Raw genomic sequence first — 15635 nt, 5'->3', positions numbered from 1 at the left:
GCTAAAATTTCACCTAATGAATCCCAACGTAAGTAGCCTTCATCAATAAATTGCTCTACGTGTTTTGGTGCAGAACCACCTGCTCCAGTTTCAAATAAACCTCCACCATTCATTAATGGAACAATAGAAAGCATTTTGGCTGAAGTTCCTAATTCTAAAATTGGAAATAAATCGGTTAAGTAATCACGTAATACATTTCCTGTTACAGAAATGGTGTCTAAACCTGCTTTAATTCTTTCTAATGTAAATTGCGTGGCGTCAACAATATTTAATATTCTAATGTCTAAACCAGTTGTGTCGAATTGCTTCAAGTAAGTAGTCACTTTTTTGATGATTTCTCTATCGTGTGCACGATTATCATCTAACCAAAATACGGCTGGAGTATTCGATAATCGGGCTCTGTTTACGGCTAATTTTACCCAATCTAAAATGGGTGCATCTTTCGTTTGGCACATTCTGAAAATATCGCCAGCTTCTACGGGTTGTTCCATAAAAACTTTCCCATTTCCATCAGTAACTTGAACCGTTCCTGATTCAGATAATTGAAATGTTTTATCGTGTGATCCGTATTCTTCAGCTTTTTGAGCCATTAATCCAACATTAGGAACACTTCCCATTGTTTTGGGGTCAAAAGCACCATTTTTCTTACAGAAATCTATTGTTGCTACATATAACCCAGCATAACATCTGTCTGGGATTAATGCTTTTGTATCTTGTAATTTTCCTTCTTTATTCCACATTTGTCCTGAAGTTCTAATGAAAGCAGGAACAGATGCATCAACTATTACATCTGATGGAATTTGAAAGTTTGTAATTCCTTTTTCAGAATTTACCATTGCTACAGCTGGTCCGTTTGCAAAAGCGGCATTTAAATCAGCTTCTACTTCTGCTTGTTTTGGATGCCCAGCAATTTTAGCGTATACATCGCCTAATCCGTTTTTAGTATCGATATTTAATTCTGAAAATAAATCGGCATATTTTGCAAACACAGTTTCAAAGAAAACTTCTACTATCGCACTAAAAATAATCGGATCGGAAACTTTCATCATAGTAGCTTTCAAATGTACAGATAATAAAAGTCCTTTTGCTTTAGCGTCTGTAATTTCTTTTGCAGCAAATGCTTTTAATGCATTTAAATTAAGTACAGAAGAATCAATGATTTCACCAGCTTTTAAATTTGCAGGTGATTTTAAAGTTGTTTTCGTTCCGTTAGCTGCAATAAATTCAATTGCATATTGAGTAGCTTCTGCAACAGTAACTGATTTTTCGCTTCCATAGAAATCGCCGTGATCCATATGTGCAATTTCTGTTTTAGAATCAGCACTCCAAGCACCCATTGAATGTGGGTTAGCTTTTGCGAAATTTTTAACGGCTTTTGGTGCACGTCTGTCGGAATTTCCTTCACGTAAAACAGGATTTACTGCTGAACCAAGTACTTTTGAATATTTTGCTTTTATTTCTTTTTCTGTATCGTTTTGGGGTTCTTCTACAAAATTAGGAATCGCATAACCGTGTGATTGCAATTCTGTTATGGCTTCTTTTAATTGAGGAATGGAAGCAGAAACGTTTGGTAATTTTATAATATTTGCTTCTGGCGTTGTAGCTAATTGTCCTAATTCGGATAAATTATCAGCTACTTTTTGGTCGTCTTTCAAATATTCAGGAAAGTTAGATAAAATTCTTCCTGCTAATGATATATCTCTTGTTTCTACATCAATATTTGCAGTTTTGGTAAATGCTTTAATTATGGGTAAAAACGAGTGTGTAGCCAACATAGGCGCTTCATCCGTTATGGTATAAAAAATTTTCGACATGATTTATATTGTTTGTTTATTTCTAAATTAAGGTTAGCAAATATAAGAAATTTAGAAGTATTTTAATTCGTAAGCCATAAAAAATAGCACAATTTCGAATTTAGTAATTTAAACCTTAAAAATTACAGATTTGATAATTTTTGACTCAAAAAATAAGGATAAAAAAAAATCCCGATACAATCGGGATTTTTTTATGAGTACAAATATGAAGATTAACCTCTTCTTTCTTTGATTTTTGCTTTTTTACCAGTAAGTTCTCTAAAGTAGTAAATTCTTGCTCTACGTACTTTACCTTTTTGGTTCATTTCAATTTTTTGTAAAGCTGGCATATTAATTGGGAAGATACGCTCTACACCAATTGCTCCAGACATTTTACGGATTGTAAATGTTTCAGTAGAAGAAGATCCTCTTTTTTGAATTACAACTCCTTTGAAAAACTGAGTTCTTGTTTTTTCACCCTCTTTAATTTCGTAGTACACAGTAATAGTGTCTCCTGCGCTAAAGTTAGGGAAGTCTTTTTTCGATACTAATTCGTTTTGAACGAAATCAAGTAAATTTGACATAATTGTTTATATAAATCATTAAATCTAAGCAACATACACGTCTTTCGCCAGAGGTTGATTAAAGTGGATGCAAAAGTAATACTATTTTTTATTTTTGCAAATAATTATTCAATTAAATATCTGTAAGCGTTAATTTTATTGTAAAGTTTTAAAAACTTACGGATTCTAACTTCTAACTTCTAACTTTTAAATTATATTTGCCCTTTAAAATGAATATATGAAGTTTGATTTATTAAAAACCGATGCTCAAAGCCAAGCAAGAGCTGGACTTATAACTACTGACCACGGTGTTATTGAAACACCTATTTTTATGCCTGTTGGTACGGTTGCTTCTGTAAAAGGAGTACACCAGCGCGAATTGAAAAACGACATTAATCCAGATATAATTTTAGGAAATACCTATCATTTGTATTTAAGACCAAAATTAGACGTATTAGAAAAAGCAGGAGGTTTACATAAATTTATGAATTGGGATAGAAATATCTTAACCGATTCTGGAGGTTACCAAGTATACTCATTATCCGGTCGACGAAAAATTAAAGAAGAAGGTGTAAAGTTTAAATCGCATTTAGATGGTTCTTATCACTTTTTTTCACCAGAAAATGTTATGGAAACCCAACGTACAATTGGTGCTGATATTATTATGGCTTTTGATGAATGTACGCCGTACCCTTGTGATTACAAATATGCACAACGTTCTATGCATATGACACATCGTTGGTTAGATAGATGCATCAACCATTTAGATACATTGCCTTTTAAATACGATTATTCTCAAGCATTTTTTCCAATTGTTCAAGGAAGTACCTATAAAGACTTACGTCAGCAATCGGCCGAATTTATTGCAAGTAGAAATCAAGTTGGTAATGCGATTGGAGGACTTTCGGTAGGTGAACCAGCGGAAGAAATGTATGCGATGACAGAAGTGGTAACCGCTATTTTACCAAAAGACAAACCTCGTTATTTGATGGGAGTAGGTACACCAGCCAATATTTTAGAAAATATCGCTTTAGGTATTGATATGTTTGATTGTGTGATGCCAACTCGTAATGCACGAAATGGAATGTTATTTACTTCTGAAGGATTTATTAATATCAAAAATAAAAAGTGGGAAGAAGATTTTTCTTCAATTGATGCGATGGCACACACCTACGTAGATACGGATTATTCAAAAGCGTATTTGCGACATTTGTTTATTGCAAATGAATTTTTAGGAAAACAAATTGCAACCATTCATAATCTTGGATTTTATATGTGGTTAGTTCGCGAAGCAAGAAGACAAATTTTGGCAGGAACTTTCAGAGAATGGAAAGAAATTATGGTTAAAAAAGTAACAACGAGATTATAAGGTTTTGTTAAAAAGGTTAGTGTTTAAAAGTTTAGGAGACATTATAAAATCATAAACAAAAACAGCCAAATAAATTATGAAAAAAATAGATTGGTACATATTTAAAAGATACTTAATTACATTTACAGCTATGTTGTTTATGTTTATTCCTATTGGAATAATAATCGACGTATCTGAAAAAATCAATCGTATGATTGAAAATAAAGTCGCTTTTAAAGATGTTTTAGTTTACTATTACGGATTTACCATTTATTTCGCCAATTTATTATTCCCAATTTTTCTGTTTTTGTCTATCATTTGGTTTACTTCCAAATTAGCCAATAATAGCGAAATTATTGCCATTTTAAGTTCAGGAATTTCATTTACTCGTTTTTTAAGACCATATATTGTTGGTGCTTCATTAGTTTCTTTTGTAACTTTATTAATGGGATTCTTTATTTTACCAGATGCCAGTGAAAAATATTGGGGCTTTAGGTACGAATATTTAAAGAAGAATACAGAAATTAGACAAACTACTGATATTTTTCGTCAAGTGAAACCTAACGAATATATGTATGTGAGTAGTTATAATGGACAATCAAAAACTGGTTTTGATTTCATTTACGAAAAGTTTAACGGCAACAAGTTAGAATATAAATTATACGCAAACAGAGTAAAGTATAATGAAAAAACAAAAGATTATACGTTGTTTAATTATGTAAAAAGAACGATTGGGAAAGAAAACGACATCATCGAAAGACAAGAAAAATTAATAAGAAAATTCGATTTTGAACCAGATGATTTGTCACCCACAATTTATGCTGCTGAAACTATGAATATTTTTAAATTAATTAAATTTATTGATAAAGAGCGAGCAAAAGGAAGTTCAAGTTTAGATGTATATTTAGTGGTTTTGTACAAGAAATTCAGTATTCCTGTTTCGGCATTTATTTTAACCATAATCGCAGTATCTGTTTCAGCAATGAAACGCAGAGGCGGAATGGGAATAAATTTAGCTATTGGAATTTTAGTTGCCTTTTCATTTGTGTTTTTCGATAAAATTTTTGGAACCTTAGCCGAAAGCTCAAGTATTCCTCCGTTTTTAGCGGTGTGGTTTCCCAACTTTATTTTCGGAATTTTAGCATTTTATTTGTTAAGAAATGCCAGACGTTAATTTAAAACATAATTTACATCTTCATTTAATTGTTTTTATTTGGGGTTTTACTGCCATTTTAGGTAAGTTAATTTCTTTAGATGCATTACCACTGGTTTGGTGGCGAATGTCATTAGCGGTTGTTTTAATTTTTGGATACATTTATTACCGAAAAACAAGTTTTACCTTATCCAGAAAAGATATTATTTTATTACTGATTTCGGGACTTGTAATTGCTTTGCATTGGATAACCTTTTTTAAAGCCATAAAAGTTTCTAATATTTCCATTACCTTGGCTTGTTTGTCAACAGGTGCTTTTTTTACCTCTATTTTAGAACCTATTTTTTATAAAAGAAAAATGGTTTGGTACGAAATTGTATTTGGACTTGTTGTTTTAATTGGTTTGTATTTTGTAATAGAATCTTCCGAGCCAAATTTTATCAAAAAGAGTATAACCAGTAATATGTCAGGTACTATGCAAGGTGTACTTTTAGCTTTAACTTCAGCGTTTTTGTCGGCAAGTTTTTCTATAATAAATGGAAAATTTGCACAAAGAATAGATGCTACAATCGTATCTTTTTACGAATTATTAGGTGGTGTCTTGTTTTTAAGTGTTTTCTTACTTTTTACACAGCAATTTACAGTAGAATTTTTCAACATCACACTTACAGATTTAATGTGGTTAGGTATTTTATCATCTGTTTGTACAGCATATGCTTTTATTGCTTCAGTAAACGTTATGAAATACATTTCTCCTTACACAGTAATGCTTTCTATAAATTTAGAACCCGTATATGGAATTGCCTTAGCGGTTTTAATTTTCGATAAAAAAGAACAAATGAGTTTTTCATTTTATATAGGCGCTGCAATTATTCTAATTACAGTGATTTTGAATGGATTAATTAGAAATTATAAAAAAAGTAGTTAGATATCGCTTTAAAAATTATTCAAATAATTATTAAATAGTATCTTTGTATTTACAAACAAATTAATAAAAATTAACTTTTATGGAATATTTAGATTTTGAATTGCCAATAAAAGAGCTTGAAGATCAATTGGAAAAATGCGTTGTTTTAGGTCAGGAATCAGATGTTGATGTTTCTGCAACTTGCAAACAACTGGAAGATAAATTAGAAAAAGCAAAAAAAGATTTATATAAAAATCTTACGGCTTGGCAGCGCGTTCAAATGTCGCGTCATCCAAACAGACCGTATACTTTAGAATACATAACCAACCTAACAGATGGTACTTTTTTAGAATTATTTGGCGACAGAAATTTTAAAGATGACAAAGCTATGGTGGGTGGCTTAGGAAGAATAAACGGTCAATCGTATATGATTATCGGGCAACAGAAAGGTATTAATACTAAAATGCGTCAATTACGTAATTTTGGTATGGCAAATCCTGAAGGATACCGTAAAGCATTACGATTAATGAAAATGGCAGAGAAATTTAATATTCCTGTATTAACCTTAATTGATACTCCAGGAGCATATCCAGGTTTAGAAGCAGAAGAACGCGGACAAGGTGAAGCTATTGCTCGTAATATTTTTGAAATGGTACGATTAAAAACGCCAATTATTTCTATTATTATTGGTGAAGGTGCTTCAGGTGGTGCATTAGGAATCGGAGTAGGAGATAGAGTTTTTATGTTAGAAAACACTTGGTATTCTGTAATTTCTCCAGAATCTTGTTCTTCTATTTTATGGAGAAGTTGGGAATTTAAAGAGCAAGCAGCTGAAGCTTTAAAACTTACAGCTATTGATATGAAAAAGCAAAAATTAATTGACGATATTATTCCAGAACCACTTGGTGGGGTGCACCGTGATAAAGAAACGATGTTTAAAACTGTTGAAAAAGTGATTACAAAATCGTATAACGAATTAAAAGACTTATCAACAAAAGAATTAGTAGCCCAAAGAATGGAAAAATACAGTAAAATGGGAGAGTTTTCAGATAAATAAGAACGATTTCATAATTTATCCGTCTTATCATTTTTCATTGATAAGACGGATTTTTTTTGACATATTAACAAAATAAAATAGTTATTAACAGTTTCTCTTTAACAAGTTAAATTCAATATTACTACATTTTTTTTTACTTTCGCTTTATGGAAAAAGCATTTACAATAAACCCCGTTAAGGTAGATAAATCAACTACTATTAATTTAGAAAAAGGAAAACTTCCACCACAAGCTGTAGATATCGAAGAAGCAGTTTTGGGAGCTATGTTAATTGACGTAAAAGCTCCAGGTGAAGTTATTGATTTATTAAATCCCGATGTGTTTTATAAAGAAGCACACAAATATATTTATGAAGCTATTAATCAATTGTTTCATAGTACGCCTCCGCAACCAATCGATTTATTAACGGTTTCGGCACAATTAAAAAGAAACGGAAATTTAGAATTAGCAGGTAGCGATTTTTATCTAATACAACTGACGCAAAAAATTGCCTCGTCGGCACATATCGTTTTTCACGCTCGAATTATTCTTCAAAAATTCATTCAAAGAAGTTTAATCTCAATTTCAAGTAAATTAATTGAAGATTGTTATGATGAAGGAATGGACGTATTTGATTTATTAGATACAGCTGAAACTAATTTATACGAAATTACTCAAGGAAATCTTAAAAAAGGATACGAAACAGCGCAAAGTCTTGTAAATCAGGCCAAGCAACGTATTGAAGAAATATCTAATAAAGAAGGATTATCTGGTATCCCTACAGGATTTAGAAAATTAGACGATTTAACTTCTGGATGGCAACCTTCAGATTTAATTATTATTGCTGCTCGTCCTGGTATGGGAAAAACAGCATTCGTATTATCAATGGCAAGAAATATTGCTGTTTCAGGAAACGAACCTGTTGCTCTTTTTTCATTGGAAATGTCGTCAGTCCAATTAATTACTCGTTTGATTTCAAGTGAAACCGGGTTAACTTCAGAAAAACTTAGAAAAGGCGATTTAGAACCACACGAATGGGAGCAACTAAACGTAAAAGTTAAAGATTTAGAAAAAGCACCATTATATATTGATGATACGCCTTCGTTATCTATTTTCGATTTACGTGCAAAAGCCCGTCGTTTAGTTTCTCAACATGGTATTAAACTAATTGTTATTGACTATTTGCAATTAATGTCTGCTGGAACTTCAGGAAAAGGTGGCGGTAATAGAGAACAAGAAATATCTATGATTTCAAGAAGTTTAAAAGCTTTGGCAAAAGAATTAAGCGTTCCTGTAATTGCACTTTCTCAGTTATCTCGTGCTGTGGAAACACGTGGTTCAAGTAAAAGACCCTTACTTTCCGATTTACGTGAATCGGGTGCAATTGAACAAGATGCAGATATTGTATCTTTTATTTATCGTCCAGAATATTATAAAATTGACAATTGGGATGATGATGAAGCAGCTCCAACAACAAATCAGGCAGAATTTATTGTTGCAAAACATAGAAATGGTAGTTTAGATAATATCAGATTGAAATTCTTAGGACAATTTGGTAAGTTTGATAATTTAGATGAATTTGGAATGACATATAACGATTCGATGCCTTCTAAAATGAATTTAGACGCTCAAAATCCGTTTGCTACACCAAATTTGCCATCACCAAATGATGCCTTTGGAAGTAGTATGAATTCTGGTTTTAACGAAGATAGCGACGTGCCATTTTAATCATTAATTTGTATATTTACAAAAATAGCTTTTGATGAACCATATAAAACAACTTGTTTTTTTACTGATTTTAATTTGTTTTACAAAATTAAATGCGTCTTCTGTATTGTTACCAATGGATAGCGATGGGCAACAAAATCATTTAAAAGCATACGGAATTACGTATTGGGCTTTAGCTAAAAATTATAAAGTAAATTGGTTGTTAAATTATCGTGGCGGATCTTTTTTATTGCCAGATGGAGATGATATTAGAAAAGAATGTCAGATTAGAGGAGTTTCTTTTGAAGTCTTAACAGATGCTGCAACGGCTTCCATATTAGAAGAAATTAGTAGTCCATCTCAGAATATGGAAACGGTGGTTTTAGAAAAAGCGCCTAAAATTGCAGTGTATACTCCAAAAGGAAAACAACCTTGGGACGATGCAGTAACTATGGTTTTATCGTATGCCGAAATTCCTTATACAGAAATTTACGATACAGAAGTACTATCTGATCAACTTGTTTTGTATGAATGGCTTCATTTGCATCACGAAGATTTTACGGGTCAATATGGTAAGTTTTTTGGAAATTATAGAAATGCGCCTTGGTACATTCAGCAAAAAGCAGAAGCAGAAGCATTAGCTAAAAAGTTAGGATATAATAAAGTATCTGAAGAAAAATTAGCAGTCGCTACTAAAATAAGAGATTACGTAATTGGTGGCGGATTTATGTTTGCTATGTGTTCTGCAACGGATAGTTTTGATATTGCGCTTTCTGCACAAAATACAGATATTTGCGAACCTATGTTTGATGGTGATGTCAGCGAACCTAATTATCAAGCCAAAATTGATTACAATAACACTTTTGCGTTTAAAGATTTTATTTTGGAAAAGCAACCTATGAAATATGAGTTTTCTGATATTGATACCACAGAAGAACACGGTAAAGGAAGTTTTTCTATGGAAGTAGATTATTTTACTTTAATGGATTTTTCTGCAAAATGGGACCCAATTCCAACGATGTTATGCCAAAATCATACACAAATTGTAAAAGGATTTATGGGACAAACAACGGCTTTTGTTTCGGAAAAAATTAAATCGAATGTTTTGTTAATGGGAGAATGTAAAATTAATGGTGAAGCAAGATACATTCACGGAACTAAAGGCAAAGGAATGTTTACTTATTATGGTGGGCATGATCCAGAAGATTATCAACATAGAGTAGGAGATGCACCAACAGTTTTAGATTTACATCCAAATTCACCAGGATATCGATTAATTTTGAATAATGTACTTTTTCCTGCAGCTCGAAAAAAGAAACTTAAAACATAAAAAAATATCCCAAACTCAATTTGAATTTGGGATATTTTAGTTCGTATTAAAAAGTAAATTACATACCTCCTAATTCTTGTTGTAATTCTTCTTGTGTTACTTTTTTGTAACCTTCAGGTACTGTAAAACATGTTGCAGATGGCGCTTTATCTATCGCATTAGCTAATAAAACTACTTTACCTTTTTCGCTATTTACTTCAACTTCTAAAGGAAATCCTGTTAGTTTTAATTTATCTGTTGGTAATGATTGTACCGCAATAGCTTCAGTAATATAAAAGGTGTTCACTACTCCGCTATTCATTGTAACTAAAGCTTTATAACATTTATATCCTAAAATTTCTTTAGTTGCTTTTTTATCATAAGTAACTGATTCGGCATCTTTTAGAGAAGCTACATCTGTATTTGCAAATCCTTCAGCTTCACCTGTTACTTCATATTTTTTTCCCATCATTTCCATTAGCATTCTGGTTTCTTTTGGATTGTTTTTGTCCATAGAAATGGTTTTAACAGATATCATTCCGCCCATCATATCCAGTTGAGTTGCTGAAGATTTTTCATTAAATGAGATTTTAATAGTATTTGTTCCCATTGCTGCCATTTCTTCATTGTCAGGCATTGTCATTTCATACGTTACAGCGCCTGTTTTTGTTTGTGCATAAAATTGTGTAGATACAATTGCAAAGGCAACAAATGCTAATTTTTTTAAGTTTTTCATGTGTAATTGGGTTTAAATTTAAAGATTAGTATATTATTTTAATAAGAAGTTACAATTTAAAGTTACTTTTTTGGAAACTTTTTTAGCAACAACACTTGGTATTTCAATATCAAAGTCGGACACATTAACGTTAAAATCTGTTTTAATTTCTATATCCGAACCTGTTTTTTTAATTTTTGCAATTGAAGTAATGTCTTTACTTTTTCCATGAACTTCTAATTTACCTTTAATAGTATAATCTTTTAAAGTCGAAGTTAATTTAGAGACATCAAAATTCTCAACTTTACCTTTAAAAGTTGCTTTAGGAAATTTAGAACTTTCAATGTAATTTTCATTAAAATGCTCTTCCATTAAAGCAATTTTAAAGCGAAAACCTTTCATTAAAGCCAAAACCGCAATTTCGCCATTATTCGAATTCAATATACAAGTTACCGCGTTATTCTTCGCTTTAATTTCTTCAAAAGAAGGAACGGAAGCTTCAAAACTAATACTACCTGTTTTGGTTAGCTTTTTTTCTTGAACAGGAGTCAAACTCATGAATAGTATCCATCCAAATAGTGCGAATTTTTTCATTTTAAAGTAGTTATGGGGTAATATTCAAATTATTCTAAAAGTCCGTCCGTATTCCAATCTATTATTAAATCTATTGAAGATTGTGGCAGTCGCGTTCCTTGATAGGGCATCATTCCTGAAGCGCCTTGAGCTCTTGAAATACGATCAATAAGACCATTATTTTGTACAGATGTTTTTACTTGGTTATAAGTAACTAATGACGTTTGTGCACCCGACGATGGCGTTGTACCATGGCAAGCCACGCAATTATTATCTATAATTGGCTTTATGTTTTGAATGTATTTTGTTGTATTTGAAGTTAAAAGAGTTGTTAAATCATCTTCAGAATGATTGCTACAACCAAAAACAAAAAATAAGGTACTAAAAATTAAATAATGTATTTTATTCATGTTAAAATCGTTTTATATTCACAATATTACAAAATAATTAATAAGTTTGTACATAGAGAATTAAAATATATGAAAAAAATAGTAATTGGTTTAGTTGTACTGTTTGCGATACTTTTGGTGTCTTACAAATACTTATATCATGGACATAGAGATATTTCAAATGAGGAAGCTGTTTTTTCAGTAACAGTAAAACAAGTTTCGAATGATTTTTTGCAAGATGAAGCCAAAGCAAATTTAAAATACTTAGATAAATCGATACAAATTACGGGAAAAGTTACTAATATTGATATTTCAAACAAAACCATAGTATTGGACGAAAAAGTATTTGTACTATTAAAAGACGCCAATGTTGTTAAATTAAATGAAACTATTTTGGTTAAAGGAAGAGTTATTGGATACGACTCTTTATTAGAAGAAATAAAAATAGATCAAGCTGAAATTAAATAATTATGATAAAGAAAATTACTTTTTTATTTTTTGTATTTCCATTTTTAATGGTTGCTCAAGACGATTTACTTAATGAAATCGATACGATATCTGACGCAAATGAATCAGAAGTTGCGGCATTTAAATCCTTAAAAATTGTAAATTTAGAATCTACAAAATTAGCCGCAAAAGGCGATATGTATTTTGTGGTTGCACACCGTTTTGGTTATTTAGACAAAGGGTTTGAAGATTTTTTCGGTTTGGATGAAGCCAATACGCGTTTACAATTTGTATACGGTTTAACCAATGGTGTTACGATTCATGCTTCTCGTTCTGGATTTCAAAAAACGTATGAGTTTGCAACAAAATACAGAATATTTGGACAGAAAAAACAAGGATTTCCTTTTGAAATTGTCGGATTTAATAGTTTAGCAATTAATACAGAATTAGAAAAAACAACCTTACCAAAATTAGAGTTTTCAGACCGTTTGGCTTATGTCAATCAAATTCTTATTTCAAGAAAATTCAATGATAATTTATCATTAGAAATTGCTCCAACACATTTTCATCAAAATTATGTAGCCAATAATTCTCAAGACAACAGTCAATTTGCTTTGGGTTTAGGAGGAAGATATAAGTTCACCAAACGTTGGTCGTTTAATTTGGATTATGCAGCACATTTAAACAGAGCATCTAATTCTACTTTCAAAAATCCACTTTCCATTGGGTTCGATTTAGAAACCGGTGGTCATATTTTCCAAATGCATTTTACGAATTCACAAGCCATGCATGAATCGGGATATTTAGGAAACACTTCAGGAAGTTGGAATGATGGAAAAATTGCTTTTGGATTTAATTTAATTCGCGTTTTTTAGTATATGAAAATAATATTTTTCTTTTTATTTATTTTTTCAACTACTTTTGCACAGAAAGATGTTTTTGCTGTGTCCAGAAATGGGAGTCTTTTAGAATTAAAAGAATTAATTAAGTCAGATATAGATTGCATAAATAAAATAAATGAGAATGGATATTCCACTTTAATTTTAGCTATTTATTCTAATAATATTGAAGTTGCAAATTATTTATTGCAAAATGTGAACAATATTAATTATCTTTCTAAAAGTGGAACTGCATTGATGGCAGCAGTAATCAAAGAAAATTATGAATTTTCAAAGCAATTAATTGAAAAAAAAGCCAATCTTGATTTTCAAGATTCAAATGGTCAAACTGCCCTAATTATGGCAATAAATACAAATAATTTACCAATAATTGAGCTTTTAATTTCGGCTAAGGCAAATTTGAAAATAAAAGACAATTACAATAAAGAAGCCCTTGATTATGCTCTTAAAACAAATAATCAAAAAATTATTAATCTACTAAATTATTAACCATTACATTTTAAATTATGAAAAAAATTTTACTTTTTACACTAATTCTTTTTGGTATGAGTGCTACTGCGCAAAATCATACTACTGGAGTAATCAATTTGACTACAGGTTATACAGTTAAATTTGATACGAATTCAACAACTGTAACTATGACTTTAGTTGGTCCATCTGACAAATGGTTAGGGCTTGGATTTGGAATGACTTCAATGTTTACATCTGGTGATGGTGTAATTGCATCTGGAGCTTCAGCTACTTTAACTGATAGAAATTTTACAGGATCTGGAAGTACTCCAAATTCAGATGCAACACAAAACTGGACGACAACATCAAATGCTGTAGTTGGAACCGTTAGAACAATTGTTGCTACAAGAGCTTTATCAACAGGTGATACCTCAGGTTCAGATTTTACTTTTACAAATTCAACTGCTTCAATTAATTTAATATGGGCTTTAGGTAGTAGTTTAACCTTGGCTCAACATCAATCGAGAGGAAGTGGAGTTTCTGGAACTTTTGCTTTAAGTACTGATTCATTTGCTATGGCAGGATTTAAGCTTTACCCCAACCCAGCAGTCGAAATTTTTGCTATTGAACTACCTAATAATATAGAAAATATTTCTGTAAAAATATTTGATGTAATGGGTAAAGATGTTATAGAAAAAGAAATATCTAAATTAGAAAATAAAATTAATACAAGTGCTTTAAGTGCTGGTAATTATTTAGTTAAAGTATTTGTTGACGATAAATCTTATACCACTACTTTAATTATTCAATAAAATAAAATGCCCCAATTAGCGTTGCACTTTTTGGGGCATTTCAAAATTGAATTTTTATAATCTTATCAGTCAAGATAAATACTTAAAACTGTTTATTGAAGTTCTAGTGTAGTATATTTATTCTTTTAATTTCAGAAGAACATTATAGTTTTCTAAATTCTTTAGCGCTTCTTTTGATTCAAAATCTAAAGTTATTTCCTCTTCTAAATATTCTTTTTTAGCTGAAATTCTATTGATACTTTCATAAAAATGTCGCACTTCTTCTAAATTTGATAAAATTAATTTTGGAACCTTTACATTTTCACCTTTTTCATTTTTGGCAACCATAGTAAAATAACTTGAATTGGTATGTTTTACTTTTCCAGTTTGAATATTTTGAGAAGTCACTCTAATCCCAACCACCATTGAGCTATTACCTACATAATTCACACTTGCTTTTAAGGTGACTAATTCGCCGATTTCAACAGGATTCAAAAAATTTACAGTATCAACGGATGCGGTTACACAATAACTTCCACAATATTTAGAAGCACAAGCAAAAGCAATTTGATCCATTAAACTTAGTAAATAGCCCCCGTGAATTTTACCACTAAAATTACTATGCGATGGCAACATTAATTGAGATAACGTTACTTTAGATGCTGAGACTGTATTAGCTGTATTCATTTATTTAGTATTAAAATAAGTTTATTTTTCAGGTTGAACTTTTGTAATATAATAATTAGAATCGCCCCACCATAAAAAGGTGTCATAACGTTCAATATATTCTATTCTTACAAATTTCCCTTGATTGGTTTTTAAGTGTTCAATTACTTCTGGCTCATTATCCATTACAGAAAATGCAAATTTTTGTGAACCAGAAAGACCTTGGCTTAATTCACCTTCCCAAGTTTTAAAAAAGTAACCTTTATGGCTAAATTTTATTAATTCGCCAGTTCTCATTCCGTCACTAAAGGAAGCGTAATATAAAAATGAAATATACGAAGCGCCAGCTAATACAATAGCTAAAACTCCATATATAAGTATTTTTTGAATAAGGGTCATATTGTTTGTCATATACTCTGAATTAATTGTCAGTTTCAATTAATAAATCTTCGTCATTTTCTGCTCGTTTCAAAATAGCTTCTGGTAAAGCTTTTTTTGCTTTAGCTCCCATTTTCTTTAATTTTTCAGCACTGGTTACTAAATTTCCTTTTCCTTCAGTAAGTTTATTCATTGCTGCAGAATATTCTACTTTGGCTTCGTCCATTTTCTTACCAATTTTAATTAAATCTGAAACAAAACCTTCAAATTTATCATACAACGCACCTGCTTGACGCGCAATTTCAATGGCGTTTTCTTGTTGTTTTTGATTGGTCCACATACTATCTATCGTTCGTAAAGTCGCTAATAGTGTAGAAGGAGTTACAATCACAATATTTTTTTCAAATGCCTTATTGTATAAGGTTAAATCTTCTTGTAACGCCAATGCGAAAGCGGGTTCAATAGGAATGAACAACAAAACAAAATCAGGACTTTCCATTTGATAAATGTCT

The 15635-nt window shown here is 31.0% G+C and carries 18 protein-coding genes; 10 read left to right on the top strand and 8 right to left on the bottom strand.

The genetic code is table 11. The annotated features are described in order from the left end of the window. Together ABWO04_RS05915 and rplS are read right to left on the bottom strand one after the other, a co-directional pair. On the bottom strand, positions 1-1814 hold a 1814-nt coding region (locus ABWO04_RS05915), incomplete at its 3' end, for an NADP-dependent isocitrate dehydrogenase (RefSeq protein ID WP_353078202.1). A gap of 212 nt (positions 1815-2026) precedes the next feature. Next, positions 2027-2377: a 50S ribosomal protein L19 gene (gene rplS, locus ABWO04_RS05910; RefSeq protein WP_353078200.1), complete on the bottom strand. Its 351-nt coding sequence runs from the start codon at positions 2375-2377 to the stop codon at positions 2027-2029. Positions 2378-2594: 217 nt separating this feature from the next. On the opposite strand from rplS, the gene tgt reads away from it, so the two are divergent. From tgt to ABWO04_RS05880, 6 genes are all read left to right on the top strand, one after another. Then, complete coding sequence (gene tgt / locus ABWO04_RS05905) at positions 2595-3725, top strand: tRNA guanosine(34) transglycosylase Tgt (protein ID WP_353078198.1); 1131 nt, start codon at positions 2595-2597, stop codon at positions 3723-3725. 76 nt (positions 3726-3801) lie between these two features. After that, positions 3802-4878 carry an LptF/LptG family permease gene (locus ABWO04_RS05900; protein ID WP_353078196.1) on the top strand — a complete coding sequence of 359 codons (1077 nt, stop codon included), beginning with the start codon at positions 3802-3804 and terminating at the stop codon, positions 4876-4878. Beyond that, complete coding sequence (locus ABWO04_RS05895; RefSeq protein ID WP_353078194.1) at positions 4865-5785, top strand: DMT family transporter; 921 nt, start codon at positions 4865-4867, stop codon at positions 5783-5785. The genes ABWO04_RS05900 and ABWO04_RS05895 overlap by 14 nt, the downstream gene beginning before the upstream one ends. A 79-nt stretch (positions 5786-5864) precedes the next feature. Beyond that, positions 5865-6821 carry an acetyl-CoA carboxylase carboxyltransferase subunit alpha gene (locus tag ABWO04_RS05890; protein ID WP_353078192.1) on the top strand — a complete coding sequence of 319 codons (957 nt, stop codon included), beginning with the start codon at positions 5865-5867 and terminating at the stop codon, positions 6819-6821. Between the two features lie 146 nt (positions 6822-6967). Next, complete coding sequence (gene dnaB / locus ABWO04_RS05885; protein ID WP_291242351.1) at positions 6968-8527, top strand: replicative DNA helicase; 1560 nt, start codon at positions 6968-6970, stop codon at positions 8525-8527. Positions 8528-8561: 34 nt separating this feature from the next. Next, entirely contained in the window at positions 8562-9836 is a 1275-nt protein-coding gene (locus ABWO04_RS05880; RefSeq protein ID WP_353078191.1) for an asparagine synthetase B, read from the top strand. A 58-nt stretch (positions 9837-9894) separates the two neighbouring features. Here the strand turns inward: ABWO04_RS05880 and ABWO04_RS05875 are convergent, their stop codons facing one another. From ABWO04_RS05875 to ABWO04_RS05865, 3 genes are read right to left on the bottom strand one after another with little or no spacing between them, the layout of a single operon-like run. Beyond that, complete coding sequence (locus tag ABWO04_RS05875; protein WP_353078189.1) at positions 9895-10551, bottom strand: hypothetical protein; 657 nt, start codon at positions 10549-10551, stop codon at positions 9895-9897. 33 nt (positions 10552-10584) lie between these two features. Next, positions 10585-11124: a YceI family protein gene (locus tag ABWO04_RS05870; RefSeq protein ID WP_353078187.1), complete on the bottom strand. Its 540-nt coding sequence runs from the start codon at positions 11122-11124 to the stop codon at positions 10585-10587. A gap of 29 nt (positions 11125-11153) precedes the next feature. Next, the gene (locus ABWO04_RS05865; protein WP_353078185.1) at positions 11154-11513 is read right to left on the bottom strand and encodes a hypothetical protein; all 360 of its coding nucleotides are present in this window, start codon (positions 11511-11513) and stop codon (positions 11154-11156) included. Between the two features lie 69 nt (positions 11514-11582). On the opposite strand from ABWO04_RS05865, the gene ABWO04_RS05860 reads away from it, so the two are divergent. From ABWO04_RS05860 to ABWO04_RS05845, 4 genes are read left to right on the top strand one after another with little or no spacing between them, the layout of a single operon-like run. Next, positions 11583-11960, top strand: a complete 378-nt coding sequence (locus ABWO04_RS05860; protein ID WP_353078184.1) for an OB-fold protein — start codon at positions 11583-11585, stop codon at positions 11958-11960. Between the two features lie 2 nt (positions 11961-11962). Then, a complete protein-coding gene (locus tag ABWO04_RS05855) occupies positions 11963-12814 on the top strand; it encodes a DUF5777 family beta-barrel protein (RefSeq protein WP_353078182.1) in 852 nt (283 codons plus the stop codon). Positions 12815-12817: 3 nt separating this feature from the next. Then, positions 12818-13327, top strand: a complete 510-nt coding sequence (locus tag ABWO04_RS05850) for an ankyrin repeat domain-containing protein (protein WP_353078180.1) — start codon at positions 12818-12820, stop codon at positions 13325-13327. Positions 13328-13344: 17 nt separating this feature from the next. Further along, positions 13345-14100: a T9SS type A sorting domain-containing protein gene (locus ABWO04_RS05845; RefSeq protein WP_353078178.1), complete on the top strand. Its 756-nt coding sequence runs from the start codon at positions 13345-13347 to the stop codon at positions 14098-14100. 117 nt (positions 14101-14217) lie between these two features. Here ABWO04_RS05845 and ABWO04_RS05840 read toward each other — a convergent pair whose 3' ends face one another. The 3 genes from ABWO04_RS05840 to ABWO04_RS05830 form a co-directional block, all read right to left on the bottom strand. Beyond that, positions 14218-14766 (bottom strand): acyl-CoA thioesterase, encoded by a 549-nt coding sequence (locus tag ABWO04_RS05840; RefSeq protein ID WP_353078177.1) that lies wholly within the window; start codon positions 14764-14766, stop codon positions 14218-14220. Between the two features lie 21 nt (positions 14767-14787). After that, positions 14788-15156 carry a DUF8785 domain-containing protein gene (locus ABWO04_RS05835; protein ID WP_353078175.1) on the bottom strand — a complete coding sequence of 123 codons (369 nt, stop codon included), beginning with the start codon at positions 15154-15156 and terminating at the stop codon, positions 14788-14790. 10 nt (positions 15157-15166) lie between these two features. Continuing rightward, positions 15167-15635, bottom strand: a 469-nt coding sequence (locus ABWO04_RS05830) for a DNA recombination protein RmuC (RefSeq protein WP_353078173.1), incomplete at its 5' end; no start/stop codon positions are given.

Origin of the sequence: Flavobacterium sp. (assembly GCF_040382755.1) — a bacterium.
Classification (GTDB): Bacteria; Bacteroidota; Bacteroidia; order Flavobacteriales; family Flavobacteriaceae; genus Flavobacterium.
Note: the sequence above shows the minus strand (reverse complement) of the source record. Positions and strands in the feature narration are given on the sequence as shown.

Excerpts from the sequence above, each read along its gene's own strand:
- rplS (WP_353078200.1), bottom strand. The coding sequence starts at position 2,377 with ATGTCAAATTTACTTGATTTCGTTCAAAACGAATTAGTATCGAAAAAA.
- tgt (WP_353078198.1), top strand. The coding sequence starts at position 2,595 with ATGAAGTTTGATTTATTAAAAACCGATGCTCAAAGCCAAGCAAGAGCT.
- ABWO04_RS05900 (WP_353078196.1), top strand. The coding sequence starts at position 3,802 with ATGAAAAAAATAGATTGGTACATATTTAAAAGATACTTAATTACATTT.
- ABWO04_RS05895 (WP_353078194.1), top strand. The coding sequence starts at position 4,865 with ATGCCAGACGTTAATTTAAAACATAATTTACATCTTCATTTAATTGTT.
- ABWO04_RS05890 (WP_353078192.1), top strand. The coding sequence starts at position 5,865 with ATGGAATATTTAGATTTTGAATTGCCAATAAAAGAGCTTGAAGATCAA.
- dnaB (WP_291242351.1), top strand. The coding sequence starts at position 6,968 with ATGGAAAAAGCATTTACAATAAACCCCGTTAAGGTAGATAAATCAACT.
- ABWO04_RS05880 (WP_353078191.1), top strand. The coding sequence starts at position 8,562 with ATGAACCATATAAAACAACTTGTTTTTTTACTGATTTTAATTTGTTTT.
- ABWO04_RS05875 (WP_353078189.1), bottom strand. The coding sequence starts at position 10,551 with ATGAAAAACTTAAAAAAATTAGCATTTGTTGCCTTTGCAATTGTATCT.
- ABWO04_RS05870 (WP_353078187.1), bottom strand. The coding sequence starts at position 11,124 with ATGAAAAAATTCGCACTATTTGGATGGATACTATTCATGAGTTTGACT.
- ABWO04_RS05865 (WP_353078185.1), bottom strand. The coding sequence starts at position 11,513 with ATGAATAAAATACATTATTTAATTTTTAGTACCTTATTTTTTGTTTTT.
- ABWO04_RS05860 (WP_353078184.1), top strand. The coding sequence starts at position 11,583 with ATGAAAAAAATAGTAATTGGTTTAGTTGTACTGTTTGCGATACTTTTG.
- ABWO04_RS05855 (WP_353078182.1), top strand. The coding sequence starts at position 11,963 with ATGATAAAGAAAATTACTTTTTTATTTTTTGTATTTCCATTTTTAATG.
- ABWO04_RS05850 (WP_353078180.1), top strand. The coding sequence starts at position 12,818 with ATGAAAATAATATTTTTCTTTTTATTTATTTTTTCAACTACTTTTGCA.
- ABWO04_RS05845 (WP_353078178.1), top strand. The coding sequence starts at position 13,345 with ATGAAAAAAATTTTACTTTTTACACTAATTCTTTTTGGTATGAGTGCT.
- ABWO04_RS05840 (WP_353078177.1), bottom strand. The coding sequence starts at position 14,766 with ATGAATACAGCTAATACAGTCTCAGCATCTAAAGTAACGTTATCTCAA.
- ABWO04_RS05835 (WP_353078175.1), bottom strand. The coding sequence starts at position 15,156 with ATGACAAACAATATGACCCTTATTCAAAAAATACTTATATATGGAGTT.